Origin of the sequence: Serratia sp. AXJ-M (assembly GCF_046531865.1) — a bacterium.
GTDB classification, from domain to species: Bacteria; Pseudomonadota; Gammaproteobacteria; order Enterobacterales; family Enterobacteriaceae; genus Serratia; species Serratia liquefaciens.
On sequence record NZ_CP059394.1, the window covers coordinates 314,125 to 338,798 of the forward strand.

Annotated in this window: 16 protein-coding genes, 2 tRNA genes and 3 rRNA genes; 12 read left to right on the forward strand and 9 right to left on the reverse strand. The window is 53.5% G+C overall.

All coding sequences use genetic code 11. From position 1 onward, the window contains the following. Positions 1-4: 4 nt before the first annotated feature. The 4 genes from nfi to H0S68_RS01455 all read left to right on the forward strand — a co-directional run bounded on the left by nfi (position 5) and on the right by H0S68_RS01455 (position 2,499). Positions 5-691 carry a deoxyribonuclease V gene (gene nfi / locus H0S68_RS01440; RefSeq protein WP_046374690.1) on the forward strand — a complete coding sequence of 229 codons (687 nt, stop codon included), beginning with the start codon at positions 5-7 and terminating at the stop codon, positions 689-691. Positions 692-739: 48 nt separating this feature from the next. Then, positions 740-1,330, forward strand: coding sequence for a YjaG family protein (locus H0S68_RS01445; protein WP_004953973.1), 591 nt, complete (start codon positions 740-742; stop codon positions 1,328-1,330). Between the two features lie 188 nt (positions 1,331-1,518). After that, positions 1,519-1,791: a nucleoid-associated protein HU-alpha gene (gene hupA, locus H0S68_RS01450; protein ID WP_012004757.1), complete on the forward strand. Its 273-nt coding sequence runs from the start codon at positions 1,519-1,521 to the stop codon at positions 1,789-1,791. Positions 1,792-1,860: 69 nt separating this feature from the next. Next, positions 1,861-2,499 (forward strand): DUF1481 domain-containing protein, encoded by a 639-nt coding sequence (locus H0S68_RS01455; RefSeq protein ID WP_020828727.1) that lies wholly within the window; start codon positions 1,861-1,863, stop codon positions 2,497-2,499. Between the two features lie 45 nt (positions 2,500-2,544). Here the strand turns inward: H0S68_RS01455 and purD are convergent, their stop codons facing one another. Both purD and purH read right to left on the reverse strand, forming a co-directional pair. Then, positions 2,545-3,828, reverse strand: a complete 1,284-nt coding sequence (purD, locus tag H0S68_RS01460; RefSeq protein ID WP_046374688.1) for a phosphoribosylamine--glycine ligase — start codon at positions 3,826-3,828, stop codon at positions 2,545-2,547. Between the two features lie 48 nt (positions 3,829-3,876). Next, positions 3,877-5,466 carry a bifunctional phosphoribosylaminoimidazolecarboxamide formyltransferase/IMP cyclohydrolase gene (gene purH / locus H0S68_RS01465; RefSeq protein WP_409325774.1) on the reverse strand — a complete coding sequence of 530 codons (1,590 nt, stop codon included), beginning with the start codon at positions 5,464-5,466 and terminating at the stop codon, positions 3,877-3,879. Between the two features lie 666 nt (positions 5,467-6,132). Here purH and H0S68_RS01470 point away from each other — a divergent pair. The 5 genes from H0S68_RS01470 to rrf all read left to right on the forward strand — a co-directional run bounded on the left by H0S68_RS01470 (position 6,133) and on the right by rrf (position 11,269). After that, positions 6,133-7,673 (forward strand): 16S ribosomal RNA (locus tag H0S68_RS01470). A gap of 75 nt (positions 7,674-7,748) precedes the next feature. Continuing rightward, a tRNA-Ile gene (locus H0S68_RS01475) sits at positions 7,749-7,825 on the forward strand. A 37-nt stretch (positions 7,826-7,862) separates the two neighbouring features. Next, positions 7,863-7,938: transfer RNA gene (locus tag H0S68_RS01480), tRNA-Ala, on the forward strand. A 205-nt stretch (positions 7,939-8,143) separates the two neighbouring features. Next, positions 8,144-11,051: ribosomal RNA gene (locus tag H0S68_RS01485) — 23S ribosomal RNA — on the forward strand. A gap of 102 nt (positions 11,052-11,153) precedes the next feature. Next, positions 11,154-11,269: ribosomal RNA gene (gene rrf, locus H0S68_RS01490) — 5S ribosomal RNA — on the forward strand. The 16S, 23S and 5S rRNA genes sit together here with 2 tRNA genes alongside, the layout of an rRNA operon. Before the next feature lie 198 nt (positions 11,270-11,467). Here the strand turns inward: rrf and actP are convergent. From actP to acs, 3 genes are all read right to left on the reverse strand, one after another. After that, the gene (gene actP / locus H0S68_RS01495) at positions 11,468-13,120 is read right to left on the reverse strand and encodes a cation/acetate symporter ActP (RefSeq protein WP_122076651.1); all 1,653 of its coding nucleotides are present in this window, start codon (positions 13,118-13,120) and stop codon (positions 11,468-11,470) included. Further along, complete coding sequence (locus H0S68_RS01500; RefSeq protein WP_020824859.1) at positions 13,117-13,428, reverse strand: DUF485 domain-containing protein; 312 nt, start codon at positions 13,426-13,428, stop codon at positions 13,117-13,119. Before H0S68_RS01500 ends, actP begins: the two co-directional genes overlap by 4 nt. A gap of 92 nt (positions 13,429-13,520) precedes the next feature. After that, positions 13,521-15,479 (reverse strand): acetate--CoA ligase, encoded by a 1,959-nt coding sequence (acs, locus tag H0S68_RS01505; protein WP_410529108.1) that lies wholly within the window; start codon positions 15,477-15,479, stop codon positions 13,521-13,523. A gap of 833 nt (positions 15,480-16,312) precedes the next feature. Here acs and gltP point away from each other — a divergent pair. Then, on the forward strand, positions 16,313-17,629 hold the full coding sequence (gene gltP, locus H0S68_RS01510) for a glutamate/aspartate:proton symporter GltP (RefSeq protein ID WP_122076658.1): 1,317 nt from the start codon (positions 16,313-16,315) through the stop codon (positions 17,627-17,629). Between the two features lie 71 nt (positions 17,630-17,700). Here gltP and actS read toward each other — a convergent pair whose 3' ends face one another. Then, complete coding sequence (gene actS / locus H0S68_RS01515) at positions 17,701-18,450, reverse strand: amidase activator ActS (protein WP_130016070.1); 750 nt, start codon at positions 18,448-18,450, stop codon at positions 17,701-17,703. A gap of 210 nt (positions 18,451-18,660) precedes the next feature. Between actS and H0S68_RS01520 the strand changes: the two genes are divergently transcribed. Both H0S68_RS01520 and H0S68_RS01525 read left to right on the forward strand, forming a co-directional pair. Next, entirely contained in the window at positions 18,661-19,284 is a 624-nt protein-coding gene (locus tag H0S68_RS01520; protein WP_122076664.1) for a DUF2238 domain-containing protein, read from the forward strand. Between the two features lie 79 nt (positions 19,285-19,363). Further along, positions 19,364-20,110, forward strand: coding sequence for a sulfite exporter TauE/SafE family protein (locus H0S68_RS01525; protein WP_410529109.1), 747 nt, complete (start codon positions 19,364-19,366; stop codon positions 20,108-20,110). 141 nt (positions 20,111-20,251) lie between these two features. On the opposite strand, the gene torD is transcribed toward H0S68_RS01525, so the two are convergent. From torD to torC, 3 genes are read right to left on the reverse strand one after another with little or no spacing between them, the layout of a single operon-like run. After that, on the reverse strand, positions 20,252-20,893 hold the full coding sequence (gene torD / locus H0S68_RS01530; protein WP_187962158.1) for a molecular chaperone TorD: 642 nt from the start codon (positions 20,891-20,893) through the stop codon (positions 20,252-20,254). Between the two features lie 12 nt (positions 20,894-20,905). Next, complete coding sequence (gene torA, locus H0S68_RS01535; protein WP_410529110.1) at positions 20,906-23,440, reverse strand: trimethylamine-N-oxide reductase TorA; 2,535 nt, start codon at positions 23,438-23,440, stop codon at positions 20,906-20,908. 12 nt (positions 23,441-23,452) lie between these two features. Beyond that, the gene (torC, locus tag H0S68_RS01540; protein WP_410529111.1) at positions 23,453-24,616 is read right to left on the reverse strand and encodes a pentaheme c-type cytochrome TorC; all 1,164 of its coding nucleotides are present in this window, start codon (positions 24,614-24,616) and stop codon (positions 23,453-23,455) included. Between the last annotated feature and the right edge of the window lie 58 nt (positions 24,617-24,674).

The window sequence follows — 24,674 nt, forward strand, 5'->3', positions numbered from 1 at the left end:
GAACGTGATAGATACTCAAGCCCTACGCGCGGAGCAATTGCAGCGCGCCTCGGAAGTGATTCGTTACGATGACTTCCAGACCGAGTCGCCGGCCTTTATTGCCGGTGCCGACGTGGGCTTTGAACAGGAAGGTGAGGTGACGCGTGCTGCCATTGCCATTCTGCGCTATCCATCGCTGGAGCTGGTGGAGTACCGGGTGGCTCGTGTCGCGACCACCCTGCCTTACATTCCCGGTTTTTTATCATTTCGTGAATATCCTGCGTTGCTCGCGGCTTGGGAGCAATTGCAGCAGAAGCCGGACCTGGTTTTTGTCGACGGCCATGGTATCTCACACCCGCGCCGTCTGGGCGTTGCCAGCCATTTCGGTCTGCTGGTCGACGTACCGACCATTGGCGTCGCCAAAAAGCGCCTGTGCGGTAAATTCGCCCCTTTGGACGCAGCCGCCGGCGCGTTGGCGCCGCTGGAAGATAAAGGCGAGCAGCTTGGCTGGGTGTGGCGTAGCAAGGCGCGTTGTAACCCGTTGTTTATCTCTACCGGCCACCGCGTCGGGGCCGACAGTGCGTTGGCCTGGGTACAACGTTGCATGGCGGGCTACCGTTTGCCGGAACCTACGCGCTGGGCCGATGCCATCGCCTCGCGCCGGCCGGCCTTCCAGCGCTGGTTGCAGCAGCATCCAGAGGTGTCGCAATGACCAATTTCGGGTACACTGCGGCGCAGATAACGCGTAAGAGAGTGAATAATGCTACGTAACCCGATCCATTTACGTCTGGAAAAGCTTGAAAGCTGGCAACATTTGACCTTTATGGCCAGTTTGTGCGAGCGTATGTATCCGAATTACCAGATGTTCTGCCTGCAAACCGAGTTTGGCGATCCGGCGATTTACCGCCGCATTCTGGATTTGGTGTGGGAAACGCTGGTGGTCAAGGACGCCAAGGTCAACTTTGACAGCCAGCTGGAGAAGTTGGAAGAGGCGATACCTTCGGCAGAAGATTACGATCTTTACGGCGTTTACCCGGCTATTGACGCCTGTATCGCATTAGGGGAACTGATCCATTCGCGACTCAGCGGGGAGACGCTAGAGCACGCCATCGCCATTAGCGAAACGTCAATTCGCACCGTGGCGATGTTGGAAATGACTCAGGCCGGTAAAGAAATGACCGACGATGAGCTCAAGGTTTTGCCTGCGGTAGAGGAAGAATGGGACATCCAATGGGAAATTTTCCGCCTGTTGGCTGACTGCGAGGAACGCGATTTAGAGCTGATCAAAGGCTTGCGTTCTGACCTCCGCGAGGCCGCGGTGAGTAATATCGGGATAAATTTAACGCAATAAGGCAAGAAAACGTGATTTAACGCCTGATTTGTCATGCCTTAAGGCTTCACATCCGCACCCTGTCTGGTCTACATTTGGGGGGCGTAAAAAAAGTGGCTATCGGTGCGTGTATGCAGGGAGTGCTGTCAATCGGCATATCCGTCGCACTCGATGCTTTGCAAACGATAAACACACTGTAAGGATAACTTATGAACAAGACTCAACTGATTGATGTAATCGCGGACAAGGCTGACCTTTCCAAAGCACAAGCTAAACTGGCTCTGGAATCCACCCTGGCTGCTATTACTGAGTCTCTGAAAGAAGGTGATGCAGTACAATTGGTTGGTTTCGGTACTTTCAAGGTCAACCACCGCAACGAGCGCACTGGTCGCAACCCGCAGACTGGTAAAGAAATCAAAATCGCAGCTGCTAACGTGCCTGCGTTCGTTTCTGGTAAAGCACTGAAAGACGCGGTTAAGTAATACTGCGTGTTGGTGAAAAGATTAAACAGGGGGGCAATAGCGCCCCTTTTGTTTATCCGACAGGCGCTCATGGTCATCGGCCTTGCCGGTGTCCTGAGCGCCTGCAGCAGTCATTCAGATCCCCCTGCCTTTAGTGCCAGCGGCTTTGTGGCCGACCAGGGCGTTATTCGCCTGTGGCGCAAAGACGACGATCGGCATCGCCCACAGGTGCTGATGAGCGTCTACAGTCCTTATCGCGGTCCGGGCACCGTCACCACGCTGTACGAATACCAAAACGGCGAACTGCGCCAGATTAAACGCACCGATGCCGATGGCGATCGTGACTCTATTCAACTTCGCTTCACCGATGACGGCGAAGTAAGCTTTATGCAGCGTCAACTGGCCACGCGGCGTGAACAACTGACCGCCGATGAAATCGCGCTGTACCAATACCAGGCGCGTCGAGTGCTTGAAGTGAGTAATGCGCTGCGTGCCGGCAATGTGAAACTGCTGCAGGGGCGTTGGCAACAGGGCACGGTGCAAACCTGCGATGGCCAAACGTTGAAACCAGGGCTGGACGGCAGTGCCGAAGCCTGGATTGAGCGTCGCGCCCGCAACAGCAGCCAACCGGTGAATATTGCCTGGTTGGATGCGCCGGAAGGGCGTGAACTGCTGCTGGTGGCAAACGACGATTTTTGCCGCTGGGAGCCGAAAGAAGATCAGCTATAAAAAAGGCCCCGCATGGCGGAGCCCTCAGAGATTTTAGCGTTCAGATCATTTGCCGCGTGCAATCGCACGATAGCCAATGTCCTTACGGCAGAAGCTGCCTGTCCACTGAATGCCATCCGCCAATTGGTAAGCGCGTTGTTGCGCCTGAGCCACCGTTTCACCCAGCGCGGTAACGCACAGCACGCGGCCACCGCTGGTCACCACGTCGTTACCCTGCATACGGGTGCCGGCATGGAATACCTTGCCGTCGGCGCTTTCTTGCTGCGGCAGACCCTGAATGACCTCACCGTTGTTATAGTCACCCGGATAACCGCCGGCTGCCAGTACCACGCCCAACGCAGGACGTTCATCCCATTCAGACGTTTTCTCATCCAGCTTACCTTCCGCACCGGCCAGGCACAGTTCAACCAGATCAGAGCGCAGACGCAGCATGATCGGCTGGGTTTCCGGATCGCCAAAGCGGCAGTTGAATTCAATGACTTTCGGTTGACCGTCCGCAGAGATCATCAGCCCGGCATAAAGGAAGCCGACATAGGTGTTACCTTCCGCCGCCATGCCGCGCACGGTTGGCCAGATAACCTGGTCCATCGCGCGCTGGTGGATTTCATCGGTCACCACTGGCGCCGGGGAATAAGCCCCCATACCGCCGGTGTTCGGGCCGGTGTCGCCATCGCCGACGCGTTTGTGATCCTGGCTGGTGGCCATCGGCACTACGTTTTCACCGTCGACCATGACGATAAAGCTGGCTTCTTCCCCATCCAGGAATTCTTCCACCACGATGCGGTGGCCTGCATCGCCGAAGGCGTTGCCTGCCAGCATGTCTTGCACGGCGTCTTCCGCTTCCTGCAGCGTCATGGCAACAATCACGCCTTTACCGGCCGCCAGGCCGTCGGCCTTGATGACGATCGGTGCACCTTTACTGCGAACATAGGCCAGCGCCGGTTCGACTTCGGTAAAGTTTTGGTACTCGGCGCTTGGAATATTATGGCGCGCCAGGAAATCTTTGGTGAAGGCTTTAGAGCCTTCTAACTGGGCTGCGGCCTGAGAGGGGCCAAAGATTTTCAGGCCGGCGGCCTGGAAGGCGTCAACCACGCCAATCACCAGCGGCGCTTCCGGCCCGACAATGGTGAGGCCGATATCGTTGCTCTGGGCAAAAGCGAGCAGGGCCGGAATATCGGTAGCGGAGATCTCGACGTTCGTAAGACCTGGTTCCAGCGCGGTACCGGCATTGCCCGGTGCTACGTAAACTTTGTCCGCCAGCGGTGATTGGGCTGCTTTCCAGGCCAGCGCGTGTTCGCGTCCGCCGTTGCCGATAATTAAAATGTTCATCAGGTGCTCCACGAAGGGCGTGCGCCGCAGCGCACGCAGCAAAAAGGATTAATGGCGGAAGTGACGCATATCGGTAAAGATCATCGCAATGCCGTGTTCGTTGGCGGCGGCAATCACTTCATCATCACGGATCGACCCGCCTGGCTGGATCACGCAGGTGATGCCAACGGCTGCCGCGGCATCGATGCCGTCACGGAACGGGAAGAAGGCGTCGGACGCCATGGCGGAGCCTTTGACTTCCAGACCTTCGTCGGCGGCTTTGATGCCGGCGATCTTGGCTGAGTAAACGCGGCTCATTTGCCCCGCACCTATGCCGATGGTCATGTTGTCGCGCGCATAAACAATGGCGTTGGACTTAACAAACTTGGCCACTTTCCAGCAGAACAGCGCATCACGCAATTCCTGAGCGGTAGGTTGGCGTTCGGACACTACGCGCAGATCGCTTTCACTCACCATGCCCAGATCGCGATCCTGCACCAGCAAGCCGCCGTTGACGCGCTTGAAGTCCAGAGCGGCAACGCGTTGCTGCCATTGGCCGCAGGCCAGCACGCGGACGTTCTGTTTGGCGGCCAGCAGGGAGCGCGCTTCCTGGCTGATGCTAGGGGCGATAATCACTTCCACAAACTGACGACTTATAATGGCTTGCGCAGTGGCGGCGTCCAGTTCGCGGTTGAAGGCGATGATGCCGCCGAACGCGGAGGTAGGATCGGTTTGATAGGCACGCTCATAGGCTGCCAGAATATCGTCGCCTATCGCCACGCCACAGGGGTTGGCGTGCTTGACGATAACGCAGGCCGGTTCGGCGAACTCTTTCACGCACTCCAGTGCCGCATCGGTATCGGCGATGTTGTTGTACGACAACGCTTTGCCCTGTAGCTGATCGGCGGTGGCGACAGAAGCTTCCTGAACATTCTCTTCTATATAGAAGGCGGCCTGCTGGTGGCTGTTCTCACCGTAGCGCATATCCTGCTTCTTGATGTAGTTAAGGTTCAGCGTGCGAGGGAAGCGACCGGAAGGCTGCTCGGTTTCGCCATGGTAGGCCGGCACCAGCGCGCCGAAGTAGTTGGCGATCATGCTGTCGTAAGCGGCGGTGTGTTCAAACGCCTTGATAGCCAGATCGAAACGGGTGGCGTATTGCAGTGAGCCGTCGTTGTTATCCATCTCGGTAATGATAGCGGCGTAGTCACTGCTCTTTACCACGATGGCGACGTCTTTATGGTTCTTGGCCGCGGAGCGCACCATGGTCGGGCCGCCGATGTCGATATTCTCTACTGCATCTTCCAGCGAGCATTCCGGGCGCGCCACGGTTTGGGCGAACGGATACAGGTTTACCACCACCATGTCGATCGGCTTGATGTCATGTTGGCTCATGATGCCATCGTCCTGGCCGCGACGGCCCAGAATGCCACCGTGCACTTTCGGGTGCAGCGTCTTTACTCGTCCATCCATCATTTCCGGGAAGCCGGTGTAGTCGGAAACTTCGGTAACAGGTAGACCGGCATCTGCCAGCAGGCGAGCGGTACCGCCTGTGGAGAGCAGTTCAACGCCACGGCTTGAAAGCGCTTCGGCGAATTCAACGATACCGGCTTTGTCAGAGACGCTGAGCAGGGCCCGGCGGATTGGACGAGGTTGTTGCATGGTTTTATCCCTTGGCTTTGGAGTCGCAATAAAAGAGCGTTACGTGAATTTCCACCTTCTACTCTCTATAAGGAAAGGTTTTTCTCTCTATAAAGAGGGTATCGGGCACAAATTCAGGTAACGCCCCCATAAAAAGGGGAGCGTTTCGTCGCGGGGAATTGTAGCGAAAACGTTTGCGTGGCGCTCGTAAATTTTCCGTGCAAATGGCTTCTGTGGATAAGTTTGTGCACAACAGGGTATAAGGCGGGCTTTTGCTGTGGAATGCAGCAAACGATCGTTTTTGTCGAAAATACCTGTTGCGGCCTGCGAGGAACTCCCTATAATGCGCCTCCATCGACACGGAACATGTGAACAACTTCACAGAGTCTCCGGGGTTCGAAGAGAAAAAATCCTGAAATTTAGGGGTTGACTCTGAAAGAGGAAAGCGTATTATACGCCACCTCGAGATAGCAAGCTACGGCGGCTAACTCACTGCTCTTTAACAATTTATCAGACAATCTGTGTGGGCACTCCACAAGACGATATCCAGAACCTTCGGGTTCAAAAAAATATCAAGTCTTGAAGAGTGACCAAGCAATAATTCATTTAGTTGACGTGTTTAACTGATGAATATTACGAAAGTTAATTTTCGAGCATCGCTTCACGAGTTGAAGCAAATCAAGCTTTTAATTGAAGAGTTTGATCATGGCTCAGATTGAACGCTGGCGGCAGGCCTAACACATGCAAGTCGAGCGGTAGCACAGGGAGCTTGCTCCTGGGTGACGAGCGGCGGACGGGTGAGTAATGTCTGGGAAACTGCCTGATGGAGGGGGATAACTACTGGAAACGGTAGCTAATACCGCATAATGTCTACGGACCAAAGTGGGGGACCTTCGGGCCTCATGCCATCAGATGTGCCCAGATGGGATTAGCTAGTAGGTGGGGTAATGGCTCACCTAGGCGACGATCCCTAGCTGGTCTGAGAGGATGACCAGCCACACTGGAACTGAGACACGGTCCAGACTCCTACGGGAGGCAGCAGTGGGGAATATTGCACAATGGGCGCAAGCCTGATGCAGCCATGCCGCGTGTGTGAAGAAGGCCTTCGGGTTGTAAAGCACTTTCAGCGAGGAGGAAGGGTTCAGTGTTAATAGCACTGTTCATTGACGTTACTCGCAGAAGAAGCACCGGCTAACTCCGTGCCAGCAGCCGCGGTAATACGGAGGGTGCAAGCGTTAATCGGAATTACTGGGCGTAAAGCGCACGCAGGCGGTTTGTTAAGTCAGATGTGAAATCCCCGCGCTTAACGTGGGAACTGCATTTGAAACTGGCAAGCTAGAGTCTTGTAGAGGGGGGTAGAATTCCAGGTGTAGCGGTGAAATGCGTAGAGATCTGGAGGAATACCGGTGGCGAAGGCGGCCCCCTGGACAAAGACTGACGCTCAGGTGCGAAAGCGTGGGGAGCAAACAGGATTAGATACCCTGGTAGTCCACGCTGTAAACGATGTCGACTTGGAGGTTGTGCCCTTGAGGCGTGGCTTCCGGAGCTAACGCGTTAAGTCGACCGCCTGGGGAGTACGGCCGCAAGGTTAAAACTCAAATGAATTGACGGGGGCCCGCACAAGCGGTGGAGCATGTGGTTTAATTCGATGCAACGCGAAGAACCTTACCTACTCTTGACATCCAGAGAATTCGCTAGAGATAGCTTAGTGCCTTCGGGAACTCTGAGACAGGTGCTGCATGGCTGTCGTCAGCTCGTGTTGTGAAATGTTGGGTTAAGTCCCGCAACGAGCGCAACCCTTATCCTTTGTTGCCAGCACGTAATGGTGGGAACTCAAAGGAGACTGCCGGTGATAAACCGGAGGAAGGTGGGGATGACGTCAAGTCATCATGGCCCTTACGAGTAGGGCTACACACGTGCTACAATGGCGTATACAAAGAGAAGCGAACTCGCGAGAGCAAGCGGACCTCATAAAGTACGTCGTAGTCCGGATCGGAGTCTGCAACTCGACTCCGTGAAGTCGGAATCGCTAGTAATCGTAGATCAGAATGCTACGGTGAATACGTTCCCGGGCCTTGTACACACCGCCCGTCACACCATGGGAGTGGGTTGCAAAAGAAGTAGGTAGCTTAACCTTCGGGAGGGCGCTTACCACTTTGTGATTCATGACTGGGGTGAAGTCGTAACAAGGTAACCGTAGGGGAACCTGCGGTTGGATCACCTCCTTACCTAATGATATTGATTCGCGTGAAGTGCTCACACAGATTGTCTGATGAAAAAGTAACGAGCAGAAATACCTTTATAGGCTTGTAGCTCAGGTGGTTAGAGCGCACCCCTGATAAGGGTGAGGTCGGTGGTTCAAGTCCACTCAGGCCTACCACTTCTCGAAGTGGAAAAGGTACTGCACGTGACTGTATGGGGCTATAGCTCAGCTGGGAGAGCGCCTGCCTTGCACGCAGGAGGTCAGCGGTTCGATCCCGCTTAGCTCCACCATATAGTCCTGTATTTCAATACTTCAGAGTGTACTGGCAACAGTATGCTGCGAAGTATTTTGCTCTTTAACAATCTGGAACAAGCTGAAAATTGAAACATGACAGCTGAAACTTATCCCTCCGTAGAAGTATTGGGGTAAGGATTAACCTGTCATAGAGTCTCTCAAATGTAGCAGCACGAAAGTGGAAACACCTTCGGGTTGTGAGGTTAAGTGACTAAGCGTACACGGTGGATGCCTAGGCAGTCAGAGGCGATGAAGGGCGTGCTAATCTGCGATAAGCGTCGGTAAGGTGATATGAACCGTAATAACCGGCGATACCCGAATGGGGAAACCCAGTGCAATTCGTTGCACTATCATACGATGAATACATAGTCGTATGAGGCGAACCGGGGGAACTGAAACATCTAAGTACCCCGAGGAAAAGAAATCAACCGAGATTCCCCCAGTAGCGGCGAGCGAACGGGGAGGAGCCCAGAACCTGAATCAGTTCTTGTGTTAGTGGAAGCGTCTGGAAAGTCGCACAGTAAAGGGTGATAGTCCCGTACACTAAAATGCATTAATTGTGAGTTCGATGAGTAGGGCGGGACACGTGACATCCTGTCTGAATATGGGGGGACCATCCTCCAAGGCTAAATACTCCTGACTGACCGATAGTGAACCAGTACCGTGAGGGAAAGGCGAAAAGAACCCCGGCGAGGGGAGTGAAATAGAACCTGAAACCGTGTACGTACAAGCAGTGGGAGCACCTTCGTGGTGTGACTGCGTACCTTTTGTATAATGGGTCAGCGACTTATATTTTGTAGCAAGGTTAACCGTATAGGGGAGCCGTAGGGAAACCGAGTCTTAACTGGGCGAATAGTTGCAAGGTATAGACCCGAAACCCGGTGATCTAGCCATGGGCAGGTTGAAGGTTGGGTAACACTAACTGGAGGACCGAACCGACTAATGTTGAAAAATTAGCGGATGACTTGTGGCTGGGGGTGAAAGGCCAATCAAACCGGGAGATAGCTGGTTCTCCCCGAAAGCTATTTAGGTAGCGCCTCGTGAACTCATCTTCGGGGGTAGAGCACTGTTTCGGCTAGGGGGCCATCCCGGCTTACCAAACCGATGCAAACTCCGAATACCGAAGAATGTTATCACGGGAGACACACGGCGGGTGCTAACGTCCGTCGTGAAGAGGGAAACAACCCAGACCGCCAGCTAAGGTCCCAAAGTCATGGTTAAGTGGGAAACGATGTGGGAAGGCATAGACAGCCAGGATGTTGGCTTAGAAGCAGCCATCATTTAAAGAAAGCGTAATAGCTCACTGGTCGAGTCGGCCTGCGCGGAAGATGTAACGGGGCTAAACCATGCACCGAAGCTGCGGCAGCGACGCTTAGGCGTTGTTGGGTAGGGGAGCGTTCTGTAAGCCGTTGAAGGTGGCCTGTGAGGGTTGCTGGAGGTATCAGAAGTGCGAATGCTGACATAAGTAACGATAAAGCGGGTGAAAAGCCCGCTCGCCGGAAGACCAAGGGTTCCTGTCCAACGTTAATCGGGGCAGGGTGAGTCGACCCCTAAGGCGAGGCCGAAAGGCGTAGTCGATGGGAAACAGGTTAATATTCCTGTACTCGGTGTTACTGCGAAGGGGGGACGGAGAAGGCTAGGCTAGCCGGGCGACGGTTGTCCCGGTTTAAGCGTGTAGGGGGAGTGACCTGGTAAATCCGGTTACTTATTAACCCTGAGGCGTGATGACGATGCACTACGGTGCAGAAGTAGTTGATGCCAAGCTTCCAGGAAAAGCCTCTAAGCATCAGGTAACACAGAATCGTACCCCAAACCGACACAGGTGGTCAGGTAGAGAATACCAAGGCGCTTGAGAGAACTCGGGTGAAGGAACTAGGCAAAATGGTGCCGTAACTTCGGGAGAAGGCACGCTGGCGCGTAGGTGAAGAGACTTGCTCTCGGAGCTGAAGCCAGTCGCAGATACCAGCTGGCTGCAACTGTTTAATAAAAACACAGCACTGTGCAAACACGAAAGTGGACGTATACGGTGTGACGCCTGCCCGGTGCTGGAAGGTTAATTGATGGGGTCAGCCGCAAGGCGAAGCTCTTGATCGAAGCCCCAGTAAACGGCGGCCGTAACTATAACGGTCCTAAGGTAGCGAAATTCCTTGTCGGGTAAGTTCCGACCTGCACGAATGGCGTAATGATGGCCAGGCTGTCTCCACCCGAGACTCAGTGAAATTGAACTCGCTGTGAAGATGCAGTGTACCCGCGGCAAGACGGAAAGACCCCGTGAACCTTTACTATAGCTTGACACTGAACATTGAGCCTTGATGTGTAGGATAGGTGGGAGGCTTTGAAGCGTGGACGCCAGTCTGCGTGGAGCCAACCTTGAAATACCACCCTTTAATGTTTGATGTTCTAACTCGGCCCCGTAATCCGGGGTGAGGACAGTGTCTGGTGGGTAGTTTGACTGGGGCGGTCTCCTCCCAAAGAGTAACGGAGGAGCACGAAGGTTAGCTAATCACGGTCGGACATCGTGAGGTTAGTGCAAAGGCATAAGCTAGCTTGACTGCGAGAGTGACGGCTCGAGCAGGTACGAAAGTAGGTCTTAGTGATCCGGTGGTTCTGAATGGAAGGGCCATCGCTCAACGGATAAAAGGTACTCCGGGGATAACAGGCTGATACCGCCCAAGAGTTCATATCGACGGCGGTGTTTGGCACCTCGATGTCGGCTCATCACATCCTGGGGCTGAAGTAGGTCCCAAGGGTATGGCTGTTCGCCATTTAAAGTGGTACGCGAGCTGGGTTTAGAACGTCGTGAGACAGTTCGGTCCCTATCTGCCGTGGGCGTTGGAAGATTGAGAGGGGTTGCTCCTAGTACGAGAGGACCGGAGTGAACGCACCACTGGTGTTCGGGTTGTCATGCCAATGGCACTGCCCGGTAGCTAAGTGCGGAAAAGATAAGCGCTGAAAGCATCTAAGCGCGAAACTTGCCTCGAGATGAGTCTTCCCTGGGCCTTTAAGGCCCCTGAAGGAACGTTTAAGACTAAGACGTTGATAGGCTGGGTGTGTAAGTGCAGCGATGCATTGAGCTAACCAGTACTAATGATCCGTGAGGCTTAACCTTACAACACCAAAGGTGTTTTAGAGAGATTGTAGAGATTTTCAGCGAGTTCCGAGATTGGTTTCAATGGCTGCGAGAGTAGCGGTTGGAATGAAACAGAATTTGCCTGGCGGCAATAGCGCGGTGGTCCCACCTGACCCCATGCCGAACTCAGAAGTGAAACGCCGTAGCGCCGATGGTAGTGTGGGGTCTCCCCATGCGAGAGTAGGACACTGCCAGGCATCAATTAAGCCAAGAGGCCATCCGCAAGGATGGCCTTTTTGCTGTGTGCGAAAGAAAAAGGCGCAGCCAGGCTGGGTCTTGTATTCCTCGTCGTCAAATCCCTTTTCCAGCAATACCGTTAATCATCTTTATCCAAGAGAAAAGGCCCCGAAGGGCCTTTGATTAGGGTGTGTTTGCTTTTTTCACTTATTATTCGTTTAGTGTGAGCTGCCCTGGGAAATGCCCAGGCCGGTTTGTGAACGTACAAATTGAGCACGGAAGCGTTCGCGTTCTTGTTGCCCGGCTAAAGAGCTGTCGGTAACCGAGAACAGCCAGGTGCCGACGAACGCGACAATCATCGAGAACAGCGCCGGATATTCATACGGATAGATGGGTTTCTCATGCCCCAGGATCTGCACCCAGATCGTCGGGCCGAGGATCATCAGGATCACCGCAGTGAGCAGACCCAACCAGCCGCCGATCATGGCACCACGGGTTGTCAGACGTGACCAATACATCGAAAGAATAATAATCGGGAAGTTACAGCTGGCAGCGATAGAGAAAGCCAAGCCGACCATAAAGGCGATATTCTGTTTCTCAAACAAAATCCCCAGAGCTATCGCCACGATACCCAGGATCACCACGGTAATCTTGGAGACGCGCAGTTCGTCACGCTCAGTCGCTTTGCCGTTTTTAATCACGCTGGCGTACAAATCGTGAGATACCGCTGAAGCACCCGCCAACGTCAGGCCTGCGACTACGGCCAAAATGGTGGCAAAGGCGACAGCAGAGATAAAGCCGAGGAAGAAGTTGCCGCCCACGGCGTTGGCTAAATGCACCGCCGCCATATTGGTACCGCCCAGCAGAGCCCCGGTGGCATCTTTGAACGCCGGGTTAGGGCTGACCAACAAGATGGCCCCGAAGCCGATAATAAAGGTCAGGATATAGAAGTAACCGATAAAACCGGTGGCGTAGAACACGCTTTTGCGGGCCTCTTTAGCGTCGCTCACGGTAAAGAAACGCATCAGAATATGTGGCAGACCGGCGGTACCGAACATCAGCGCCAACCCCAGAGACAACGCAGAAATAGGGTCGGAAACCAGACCGCCCGGGCTCATGATGGCGAGGCCTTTTGGATGCACCTTCACGGCTTCGGCAAACAGGGTGTTGAAGTCGAAATTGACCGATTTCATCACCATCAACGCCATAAAGCTGGCGCCGGCCAGTAACAGCACCGCCTTGATAATCTGCACCCAGGTGGTGGCCAACATCCCGCCGAACAAGACGTACAGCACCATCAGAATACCGACCAGAATGACCGCCACGTGGTAATTGAGGCCGAACAGCAGCTGAATCAGCTTGCCGGCACCGACCATTTGGGCAATCAGATACAGTGCGACCACCACCAGAGAGCCACAGGCGGAGAGCGTACGGATTGGCTTTTGTTTTAACCGGTAGGAAGCCACGTCGGCAAAGGTGTAACGGCCCAGGTTACGCAGGCGTTCTGCAATCAGGAACAAAATGATCGGCCAACCGATCAGGAAACCGATGGAGTAAATCAGTCCGTCATAGCCGGAGGTATACACCAGGGCAGAAATACCCAGGAAAGAGGCCGCTGACATAAAATCGCCGGCAATCGCCAGACCGTTCTGCAGACCGGTAATTTTCCCGCCGGCGGTGTAATAGTCCTGACGTGAGCGAGTGCGTTTTGAGGCCCAATAGGTGATATACAGCGTGGCGCCGACAAACAGGATGAACATGACGATGGCCTGAATGTTCAACGGTTGGCGCTTCACTTCACCGCCAATGGCATCGGCAAAGGCCAGGCCCGGTAGCATCATCAGAGCGGCGGCGGACAGTAAACGCTTCATTTCTTCACCTCACGCAGGATTTCTGCAGTCAGGCGATCGAATTCGCCGTTGGCGCGGAATACGTAGATCCCGGTGAGCACAAAAGAGATCACGATCAGGCCAACGCCTACCGGGATCCCGCGGGTAATAGTAGATCCTGCGGCGATCGGGGTGCCCAACCACTGAGGATCGAAGGCGATCAATAAAATAAAGCCAACGTAGAGCGCCAGTGTAATCAGCGACAGCAGCCAGGCAAATCGGCTGCGTTTTCGCACCAGTTCGATAAAGCGCGGGTTTTCCTCAATCCCTTGATAAATGGTGTCATTCATCAGAGTGTCTCCAGTAGGTATTGAACGAATACGCCGCGCTTGAAGCCGATCATTGGGTTATCTTCCCGCCGATCGGCCAGAGGCGGCGTAAATTATGACGGCACTTTCATTGATTGTTTTTCTTCCAACAGCTTGTCGACTACGGCCGGATCCGCCAGCGTTGAGGTATCCCCCAGGTTGCTGGTATCGCCGGCGGCAATTTTGCGCAAGATACGGCGCATGATCTTGCCGGAGCGCGTTTTGGGCAGGGAATCTGTCCAGTGCAGCACGTCCGGGGTAGCGATCGGCCCTATTTCTTTACGTACCCAGTTACGGACTTCGGTATAAAGCTCAGGCGAAGGTTCCTCGCCGTGATTGAGCGTGATATAGGCGTAAATTGCCTGGCCTTTAATGTTATGCGGAATGCCGACTACCGCCGCTTCGGCGATTTTCGGATGAGAGACCAGGGCGGATTCGATTTCGGCGGTGCCCAGACGGTGGCCGGACACGTTCAGAACGTCGTCGACGCGGCCAGTGATCCAGTAGTATCCGTCTTCGTCACGGCGCGCGCCGTCACCGCTGAAATACATGCCTTTAAAGGTGGAGAAGTAGGTTTGCTCGAAGCGATCGTGATCGCCGAACAGGGTTCGCGCCTGGCCAGGCCAGGAGTCGGTGATCACCAGATTGCCTTCGCAGGCACCTTCTTGCGGCGTGCCGACATTATCGACCAGCGCCGGCTGTACGCCGAAGAACGGACGCGTTGCCGAGCCGGCTTTCAGCTCGGTGGCGCCCGGTAGTGGGGTGATCATAAAGCCGCCGGTTTCGGTCTGCCACCAGGTGTCTACGATGGGGCATTTGCCGTTGCCGATTTTATTGTAATACCACTCCCAGGCTTCCGGGTTGATTGGCTCACCCACCGATCCCATGATACGCAGCGAGTCGCGTTTGGTGCCTTCGATCGCTTTGTCGCCTTCAGCCATCAGGGCACGAATGGCGGTGGGCGCGGTGTACAGAATATTGACCTGATGCTTGTCGATCACCTGTGACAGACGGTTGACGCCAGGGTAGTTCGGCACACCTTCAAACATCAGGGTAATGGCGCCACAGGCCAGTGGGCCGTACAGCAGATAGCTGTGGCCGGTGACCCAACCGACGTCGGCGGTACACCAGTACACGTCGCCATCGTGGTAGTCGAACACGTACTTAAAGGTCAGGGCGGCATAAACCAGGTAGCCGCCAGTGGTGTGTAGCACACCCTTGGGTTTGCCGGTTGACCCCGAGGTATAAAGGATAAACAGCGGATCTTCTGCATTCATCTCTTCCGGCGGGCAGTCGGCTGAGACGCCTTCGGTCAACTCATGCCACCACAGATCGCGGCCTTCCTGCCAGTAGCCCGGTCTGCCGGTGCGCTTGAACACCACAACGTTGGCGACGCTTTTCACACCAGGATTTTTCAGCGCATCATCGACGTTTTTCTTCAAGGGTACGGCACGTCCGGCACGCAGGCCTTCGTCAGCGGTAATCACCAGTTTTGAGTTGGAATCGATAATTCGTCCGGCGACCGCTTCCGGCGAGAAACCGCCAAAGATGACCGAATGCACGGCCCCGATGCGGGCGCAGGCCAGCATGGCCACCGCAGCTTCCGGTACCATCGGCATATAGATAGCCACGACGTCGCCTTTTTTAACGCCCAGTTTTTTCAGCACGTTGGCGAACTGGCAGACATCGTGGTGCAGTTGTTTGTAGGTCACTTTTTTTGACTGGGTGGGATCGTCACCTTCCCAGATGATGGCAGTTTGGTCACCACGTTCGGCCAGGTGGCGATCGAGGCAGTTGGCCGCCAGGTTCAGGGTACCGTCTTCAAACCAGCGAATGCTGATATGGCCAGGATCAAACGAGGTGTTTTTTACCCGGCTATAAGGCTTTATCCAGTCGAGAATTTTTCCCTGCTCGCCCCAGAACGTTTCTGGGTCTTGCACAGATTGTTGATAATATTGTTGATATTGTGTCGGACTGATCAGGGCGTGTTCTGCAATTGCAGAAGGAATAGCGTGTTTATGCACTTGGCTCATAGCTTTTCTCCTTGAAGTTGTTAATGATATGTCAACTGAAGGTTAAGTATAGTTTGCTCCGATTCTTTGTTTCTTTTTTGCGCGGCAGATCACGCAACGAAGATATTGATTTGTAATAGTTCTGCCCCATTTGTGTTGAGCATCTATCTGCTTGGCGGGAAAAAACGTTCAGATACCAAGTTTTCGCCAGAAAACACTATCTAAAGAACTAAAAAGAATAAACAATCCCACAATAAACCCGTTTTTTATCGCCATTTTTTAATATAAAACGCCACTGTTAAAATCTCGGTTAAATCCTTTTGGAACATAGTTCCCTTTTGATATTCGATGTTGATATTAATAGTGGAGTGGTCAGTCAGCGGCGTTAATAAGAGAATGATTTGAGAATCATCCTAATAAATAGACGATAAAATGCGGTACCTGAACGTTCTGATATTTTCATTTTTAAAACTTTATTGCAACAAAATATAAACATGTACGATGGACTAAATATGCAAGATTAGCGAAAATAAACGCACTTCCATCCGGCTAAAAAAGCAAAGTATGAGGTGGTTTCGTGATACATCTCGCATAAAATTATGCTTTTAATAACAACTAATTATGTTTGGTGAAATTAAATACTAAATTCATTGGTGATTATATTTTGCACAGAAGGTCGATAAAACAAGGCTTGCAGAGCATGCCTTTCAGATGGTACAGATTTAAATAGCGTCACACTAAGGGCAGGTGAGCGCTTCGTTGTCATCAACATAAGCCTGTATTAAATGATTAAGTATTCTTTTCGGCGAATTGTTTTAAATACGCGGAAAAGAGTCTTTGAGGACTTTTTGGGTATGAAAAGTGTAAAAATCAGTCTTGCTTGGCAAATCCTGATCGCGTTGGTACTGGGTATTATCGTTGGGGCCGTACTCCATAATCAGACGGAATCACGAGAGTGGTTAGTCAGCAATATTCTTAGCCCGGCGGGAGATATATTTATTCGCCTGATTAAGATGATTGTTGTGCCGATTGTTATTTCTACACTGGTTGTCGGTATCGCCGGGGTGGGAGATGCGAAAAAGCTGGGTCGGCTCGGATTGAAAACCATTATTTACTTTGAAGTGATCACCACTGTTGCCATCGTGGTGGGGCTGACGCTGGCTAATGTTTTTCAACCCGGTCACGGTATCGACATGTCGACGCTGACCGCAGTCGATATCTCGCAGTATGAAAAAACCACTGAGCAGGTGCAAAGTGGATCGCACAGCCTGGTTGCCACGGTTCTGTCGTTGATCCCGTCGAACATTTTCGCTTCGATGGCGAAGGGCGACATGTTGCCGATCATCTTCTTCTCGGTGCTCTTTGGTCTTGGTCTGTCGTCATTGCCGAAAGAAACCAAAGAGCCGCTGCTGAAGGTATTTAAAGCCGTTTCCGAAAGCATGTTCAAAGTCACTCATATGATCATGCGCTATGCGCCGATCGGGGTATTTGGTCTGATCTCAGTGACGGTTGCCAACTTTGGTTTCGCCTCGCTGTGGCCTTTGGCCAAGCTGGTGGTGCTGGTGTACTTTGCTATCGCCTTCTTCGCTTTGGTGGTGCTGGGCGCTGTTGCCCGCATCTGCAATCTGCGTATCTGGACGTTGATTCGTATTTTGAAGGATGAACTGATCCTGGCCTTCTCCACAGCCAGTTCAGAAACGGTGTTGCCGCGTATCATCGAAAAAATGGAAGCCTACGGTGCACCGAAGGCGATCACCAGTTTTGTGGTGCCGACGGGTTATTCCTTTAATCTGGACGGCTCGACGCTGTATCAGAGCATCGCCGCCATTTTTATTGCGCAGCTGTACGGTATTGAGCTGTCCCTGGGGCAGGAGATTGTCCTAGTGGTGACGCTGATGCTGACCTCTAAGGGCATTGCCGGCGTGCCGGGGGTTTCCTTTGTGGTGCTGTTGGCCACGCTGGGCAGCGTCGGGATCCCGTTGGAAGGTCTGGCGTTTATCGCCGGGGTTGACCGTATTCTGGATATGGCACGTACCGCGCTGAACGTGGTGGGTAATGCGTTGGCGGTATTGGTGGTCGCGAAATGGGAGCACCAGTTCGACAGCAAAAAGGCGCGGGCTTACGAACAAGCGTTCTTGTCCGGCAAGGTAAAGCAGGTCAACGAGTCTTAACGGCTATTGCGCTTGCTTATGAAAAAACCCGCCTTGTGCGGGTTTTTTTTCGTTCATTTTCCACAGAGGAATTAACAGGAAGGTGCGGAACCTTGCGGTGGCAAGAAGCGCAGCGGATCCAGAGCGGTAGCGCGATAGCGTATTTGGAAGTGCAGCATGACCTTATCGGTACCTGTGCTGCCCATGGTGGCGATTTTTTGCCCGGCTTTCACTTCCTGCGCGTTGCGCACCAGCAGGGTGTTGTTATGAGCGTAGGCGCTGATGTACTCGTCATTGTGTTTGATCATAATCAGGTTGCCGTAGCCCCGCAGTTGGTTACCCACGTACACCACTCGACCTTTGGCTGCGGCAAATACCGGCTGCCCGCGGTTACCGGCGATATCAATGCCTTTATTGCCACCGTCGGCGGTAGAATACTTGCTGACGATATTGCCCTGGGTTGGCCAGCGCCAGCATTTGATACTGCTGCGGATCGGCGGCGCCACGGCCGCAAGTTGGACTGTCGATTTCGTTTTGCGCGTTTTACCTTTCTGCGCCGTCGTATTATTCAACGCCAGCTTTTGGCCAATCTCGAGATTGTAAGGCTTGGGGATCTTGTTGCGACGCGCCAGCTCGCTGACTTCGCTATTGGTGATCCAGGCAATATAGAACAGGGTATCACCGCGTTTGACGGTATAGGTGCTGCCGCTATAGCTGCCTCTGGCCAGGCTATCGTAGTCGCGGTCATAGGTGTTGGCCTTCTTTCCGGAGCCACAGCCCAGCAACGCAAGACTGACTACGCACACGGCAATCAGCCGCCATACAGCGAATGTGCTTCCCATACTCAAATATCGTCCTTAAACGTCGTCGCCCTTAGTAGTTATGCTGCCAGGTGGTACTTGTGCGGGAGCATAGTGATCTTCGTATAGTAACATCAACGGCTATGTGGTCAAAAAAGCTGCCTGGCGGTTTCACTGGACGGCGAAATATGCCGCCTTCATTTTGTCACTGTATAATAATGCGATAACTTTCACCGTCCTGGTAACTTCACCATGTCCCTCTTGTCTGCCCGTTATTTATTACCCACCGCCGCGTTGTTGCTGATTGCATTGCTGATTTATAGCGGTGTTTACCCCTATGACCGAATGACCTGGCTGATGGAAGTCATGCCGGTTGTGATAGCGCTGGTCGTCTTGGGGCTGACCCGGAGTCGTTATCCGCTAACCCCCTTGTTGTACCAGCTGATTTTTCTCCACGCGTTAATTTTGATTTTTGGCGGTATGTATAGCTATGCGCGCGTGCCCGCCGGGTTTTACGTGCAGGAGTTATTGGGATTGGGGCGTAACCCCTACGATAAGCTTGGGCATTTTTTCCAGGGGCTGGTGCCTGCGCTGGTGGCGCGGGAAATTCTGCTGCGTGGGGATTATGTCCGGGGCCGAAAAATGTTGGGTTTCGTGGTGTGCTGCATTGCGTTGGCCATCAGCGCGGTTTATGAACTGATCGAATGGTGGGCCGCATTGGCATTAGGGCAGGGTGCCGATGAGTTTCTGGGAACACAGGGCGACCCATGGGATACCCAGTCTGACATGTTCTGTGCCCTGTTGGGGGCGGCATGTGGGCTGTTGCTGTTCGGCCGTCGACAGGATCGGCAACTGGCTGGTTTAAGCGCGAAATAGCGTTCCTCCGTTTATCAACTAAAGTATTAGGTTTTAGCCTGCAGCTCGCTTCGGGGTAATGGAGTAGGCGGAAATGGATATGCAAGAAACCTTAACGCTCTCAAGCTATCTGGTACTGGCCGCCACCTTGCTGGTGGCCTATGTCATTTTCGGCATTGCCGGTTTTGGCTCGGCGTTGGTAGCCAGTCCGGTGATGGCGCTTTATATTCCGGTAGCGAAAATTGTTCCTTTGCTGGCGCTGCTGGACATGTGCGCGGCCATTGTTAACGTCAGCCGCGATGGTCGCAATGCACAATGGGCAGAATTAAAACGGCTGATCCCGGTGATGATTATCGGCAGTCTTCTGGGCGCGGCGATCCTGCTGAAAACCCGGCCGGATATCCTCTTGTTGGCGTTGGGCATTTTTGTGGTGCTCTATGCTCTTTATTCGCTCAGCGGTTTAAAACCCGATCGGCAATTTTCGCCCAAGGCTTCGGTGCCTTTTGGCCTGGTGGGCGGGATTTTCAGCGCATTATTCGGCAGCGGCGGCTTTATCTATGCCATCTATCTCAGCGGTCGTATTGAGAAGAAAGAGGCTTTCCGGATGACTCAAACCACGCTTATCGGGATGAGTACGCTGACGCGGGTGGTTATTTTCACCTTTGCCGGTGTTTATCTGGACATTGATTTATTGCTACTGGCACTGGTGCTGCTGCCGGGGATGTTGGTGGGGATTACTCTGGGGCGTCATTTCACTTTGAAAATGTCACGTGAGCAATTCCTGAAGCTAATCAATGTGATTTTGTTGGCCTTGGGTACCGCGCTGATGATTAAGTATTTCAGTTGAGCATGCTGGGCGGAATGCCTTCTGCCATGCCAGCGAGCTTTGCTTCGATCCCAATTAAGCGGCGCTGGTGGGTGTGGCCACTTATTCAGGCATTCTCTCAGGCGCGCCAGGCCCTCAGGTTATGAGGGCCAAGCCGGTGATTTATTGCATGGGCATGCCGGCATCAAGGCGCATCAGGGCAAGCAGTAAGCCGCTGAGTGCGGCATAGAAGCCAAATTTGTCGTAACTGAGGCAGCGCTGATTAAACTCCGGCAGCCAACTCAGACAGTGAATCAAGGCTTCACTTCGCAGTTCAAGCAATTCTCTGCGCTCATTCCCAGCTTCTGTTAATGCGAAATTCAGGTGGCTCAACAGTTCGACAACCAGAGCTAAATGATCTTCCGGTTCGCCAAAGGAACTCGCCACCGCCATGCCCGATTGTGCCAACAGCGCTTTCATCTGCGCGCTGGGTTCCTGCTTAAAACGCGAAGATTCCAACTGATAACAAGAGGAATAGGGTAACGCAGCGGATTTCTCCGTCATCAGGAACAGCCCGGCGAAGTCGGCGGCCAATTCCAGTTGGGCGTCGGGCCGCTGTTGGAGTGCCGTAACGGTTTGTCTGAATTGGGTTACCGGCGCTGTCAGCCCCGGCAGCGGTTCAATTATTGCCAGCCATGCGGTGAGTTCAGGGCTGGTCAGTTCTGCAATTTGCACGTCGCTAAGCTCGCGGGCGAAACTGCCGGATAACCAGGCATAGAGGCAAGCATAATGCGGATGTCCCAGCGCTGAAATATTATCTTCCATGGAACCACCTCCTTACTGCGGCACGTTTGCTGGCGTCATCGGCACGTAGTCGCATTGCGCAACCATTTCCAATGGGCCATCAAAGGCGGTAACAGGTTCGATTTTGCCATTAAAGCGTTCAATTTCAACCAGTGCCGTATGGGCGCTAGTCGCCTGAGCCAGCTCGGAAGAACCGATATCCAACGTCAGTACATTTGGATTGCCGTATTTGCACAGGCTACCCGCCACGCCGCCACGTTCAGGATCGTACCAGGCACCCTCATGGATGCGGATCACTCCCGGCGCATAGCGATCTGAAACTACCGCACCCGCTAAAACCTGCCCGCGGGCGTTAAACACCCGAACAACATCACCATTATTGATGCCGCGAGCATCCGCATCTTCCGGGCTGATAAATACCGGTTCCTTACCTGCAACGCTGTACTGTGCACGCAAGGTTTCAGACTCGCACAGCTGGGAGTGCAGCCGGAAATCGGGATGTACCGACTGCAAATGAAGTGGATAGCTTGCTGAAAGCGGCCCGCCGTGTGAACGTTCTGCCTTTTCAAACCACATTGGGTAACCTTTGCAGTTCTTATAATTCATATCCGCAATACTCTTTGAGTAAATCTCGATCAGGCCGCTTGGGGTGCCTAAAGGTTCCAGATCCGGGTCTTGACGAAACGCCTGGTGACGCACGAACATTTCGGGGTGATGGAACTCGACGTAGCCATCGCCATCCCAAAACTCATCGAATGCAGGCAAAGTCACGCCGCGTCCTTTGCCCTGGCGCGCACCGTCCTGATAAATGCGTTTGATCCAACCCATTTCATCCAGGCCTTCGGTGAAATCACGTTCGCGATCGAACAGTTTGCAAAGTTCGCGCAGGATATCGAAGTCATTACGTGCCTCAAATTGCGGCGGTACCAGCTGTTTCATCGCGATAATGCCGCGATTGGAGTGGTTGCCAAACTGATCGAGATCGTTGCGTTCGAATTGTGTGGTAGCAGGCAGAACGATATCGGCAAAACGACAGGTTGAGGTCCACTGATTATCAATAGAAATCACGGTTTCCAGTTTCTGCCAGCCGGCAATCATCCGGTTAACCTGCTGATGGCGATGGAACGGATTGGTGCCTGCAAACACGCACATTTTCAGCATTGGCAGCTTGACGCGTTTGCCATTCCAATCGATCTCCTTGCCCGGCTCCAGCATGGCATCGATAAAGCGCGCGATCGGAATGGTACTGCTGTAACCTTTGAAATCCCCCTTGGCATGGCGTGCCGGCGTAGCGGTGGAACCGGAGAAACCGCTCAGGATCACCCCTTTGCGGCCCGGTGTACCTGCGCCGTTGTAGTGCCAACCAAAACCGAACCCGCCGCCAGGTAAGCCGATTTGGCCAAGCATCGCCGCCAGTACTACCGTCATCCACGCCCATTGTTCGCCGTGTTGCATACGTTGCACGCACCAGCCCGCAATGATTTGCGTACGGTTGGCCGCCATTTGACGAGCCAATGCCTGAATGATTTCAGCATCGACGCCACACAGTGCTGACGCCCATTGGGCATCTTTAGGTTGGCCGTCCGTTTGGCCCAGCAAATAAGGGAGGAATTGCTCGAAGCCAACGCAATAGGTTTTGAGGAAGTGGGTATCGTGCAGATTCTCGCTGTACAGCGTGTGTGCCAGCGCTAACTGTAGGGGCACGTCTGTTTGCGGATTCAGAGCGATGTGCTGCACATGCTCACGGCCTAAAAACGCATGGGTAGATGACACCACTGGGTCAATGCTGACGACGTTGATTTCGCCTTTGGCCACTTTGGCTTTAAGTTCGGCGTAATATTCATAAACATCATGATCCGGACACCACCAGTTGGCCTGCTGGTTTTTCACCAGATCCGATCCCCAAAGCACCAGGGTTTTGCTGTTTTTCAGCACCAACGGCCAGGAGGTTTGCTGTTCATACACTTCCATTGATCCCACCACCCGCGGCAAAATCACCTGAGCGGCACCGGTTGAATAGTCACCGCCGGTACCGACAGAATCCCCGTGCAGGGCCAGCGCACGTGCCAGCATGCCCGCGGCATTGTGGAACATGCCGGTCGATTGCCAACCGGTGCCGGATAGCAGAGCAGACGGGCCGTAGGTGTTCTGCACCCGCTCAAGCTCTTGATAGAACAGGTTCAGTGCTTCATCCCAACTTACCCGCACAAAACGGTTGTCGCCGCGCTGTGTGGTATCACTCAAATGGCGTTTACGCATCCAGTCAATTCGTACCATCGGGTAACGGATGCGTGCCGTGCCATGGACATGATCGGGTAAGCCCGCAATCATTTTCGAGGGATATTTATCCATTTCGAAGGGTTTGGCAGCGACAAATCGCCCGTCCACCACGGTCGCGCGGATGGCTCCCCAATGGGAACCGGTCAGTATACCTTCTTGCAACCCTCCCTGAGCCAGGGCGTTTTTGGGTACTAACAGCGAAGGGCCTATCATGCCAATGGCCGTTAAGCCACCAAGCTGAGCCAGAAAACGACGGCGGGACAAGCTGACTTTCTGTGATGATTTCATGTGCATTCTCCCTTAGTGCTTCTGGTCTGCGCCGCCGGTATCGGAAGCATTCATCTGCAAATATTTCAGCAGGGTGCGTTCTTCGCGCTTATCAAGGCTGGTAAAGCCCACCATGCCGTTCAGCGTGCCGATCCAGCCGTTGGCATCAAAGTGCGCAATGTCAGGGGCACCGTGGCACTGATTGCAGGTTCCGGTGTACAGCGCGCTGGTGTAGGCCCAAATCGGTTTGATATCGTTGACCAGGTCGCCTTTTTGTACCCAGGCGGTGGTTTGCAGTTTGCTCCACTCCGCACCGGTGGCGGCTACCGTGGTTTTTTCAAGCGTTTGGGCGTGTTTTTGCACTTCATCGCGAATGGACGAAACAAAAATGCGTTTGCCAGGCTGCAGCGAAAGCACGCGTTGGCGCCCCTCGGTTTCTGTCCAGCCCACGATTTGCACTTCGAGCCAATCGCCGTCACGTTTTAAGACCTTAACTTCTGAGGCCGGCAGCAGAGAGCCCGCCGGTTCTTTATCGCCTTTGGCCGCGTAGATAGGTTTCATGTCCAGCGTATATAGCGTGTTGCCGTCGCTGTTTTCGTTGGCCTGCAGGCGCATATCTTCAAATTGCTTGCGGAAACCGCTACTCATGTCCGGCAGTTGGTGAGCAATCCCCTTGTGACAATCAACGCAAGACTGATTGTCCTTCGCCGCAATGCTCATCTGTTTGGCCGCTTCCGGGTGCTGCTTGCTGTGCTCCATGGCCTCGTAGTTATGGCAAGAACGGCAGCCGACGGAGTTGTTGTCTTTCATGCGCTTCCATTCACGCTTGGCCAATTCGGCGCGTTTCGCTTCGAATTTCTCAGGCGTATCAATCGAATGGGCAATAAAGTTTTGATAGAGATCGTTGGCTGCTTCCAGCTTGCGCCACAGCATGCCTGGAATATCTGGTGGGATATGGCAGTCACGGCATTCTGCGCGTACGCCGGACGCATTCTTGAAGTGAACGGACTGTTGATATTCTTGATATACCGGCTGCATCGCATGGCAACTGACGCAGAATTCCGTATTGCTGGTCAGCTTAATGCCAGCGTGCGGCACGATGATGATGGCCAATCCGAGAATACAACCGATCCCTAACAGTGCCAGCACTGACCATTTGGCGCTGGGCCGTGTCAGTTTTCGCCAAAGTTTGCTCATAAATAAACCTTCTCGTTATTATGGGTACTCCTTTAGTAGGATATTGAGTAAATATGAA

Excerpts from the sequence above, each read along its gene's own strand:
- acs (WP_410529108.1), bottom strand. The coding sequence starts at position 15,479 with ATGAGCCAAGTGCATAAACACGCTATTCCTTCTGCAATTGCAGAACAC.
- hupA (WP_012004757.1), top strand. The coding sequence starts at position 1,519 with ATGAACAAGACTCAACTGATTGATGTAATCGCGGACAAGGCTGACCTT.
- H0S68_RS01445 (WP_004953973.1), top strand. The coding sequence starts at position 740 with ATGCTACGTAACCCGATCCATTTACGTCTGGAAAAGCTTGAAAGCTGG.
- H0S68_RS01455 (WP_020828727.1), top strand. The coding sequence starts at position 1,861 with ATGGTCATCGGCCTTGCCGGTGTCCTGAGCGCCTGCAGCAGTCATTCA.
- H0S68_RS01500 (WP_020824859.1), bottom strand. The coding sequence starts at position 13,428 with ATGAATGACACCATTTATCAAGGGATTGAGGAAAACCCGCGCTTTATC.
- purH (WP_409325774.1), bottom strand. The coding sequence starts at position 5,466 with ATGCAACAACCTCGTCCAATCCGCCGGGCCCTGCTCAGCGTCTCTGAC.
- torC (WP_410529111.1), bottom strand. The coding sequence starts at position 24,616 with ATGAGCAAACTTTGGCGAAAACTGACACGGCCCAGCGCCAAATGGTCA.
- purD (WP_046374688.1), bottom strand. The coding sequence starts at position 3,828 with ATGAACATTTTAATTATCGGCAACGGCGGACGCGAACACGCGCTGGCC.
- H0S68_RS01525 (WP_410529109.1), top strand. The coding sequence starts at position 19,364 with ATGCAAGAAACCTTAACGCTCTCAAGCTATCTGGTACTGGCCGCCACC.
- torD (WP_187962158.1), bottom strand. The coding sequence starts at position 20,893 with ATGGAAGATAATATTTCAGCGCTGGGACATCCGCATTATGCTTGCCTC.
- actP (WP_122076651.1), bottom strand. The coding sequence starts at position 13,120 with ATGAAGCGTTTACTGTCCGCCGCCGCTCTGATGATGCTACCGGGCCTG.
- actS (WP_130016070.1), bottom strand. The coding sequence starts at position 18,450 with ATGGGAAGCACATTCGCTGTATGGCGGCTGATTGCCGTGTGCGTAGTC.
- gltP (WP_122076658.1), top strand. The coding sequence starts at position 16,313 with ATGAAAAGTGTAAAAATCAGTCTTGCTTGGCAAATCCTGATCGCGTTG.
- H0S68_RS01520 (WP_122076664.1), top strand. The coding sequence starts at position 18,661 with ATGTCCCTCTTGTCTGCCCGTTATTTATTACCCACCGCCGCGTTGTTG.
- torA (WP_410529110.1), bottom strand. The coding sequence starts at position 23,440 with ATGAAATCATCACAGAAAGTCAGCTTGTCCCGCCGTCGTTTTCTGGCT.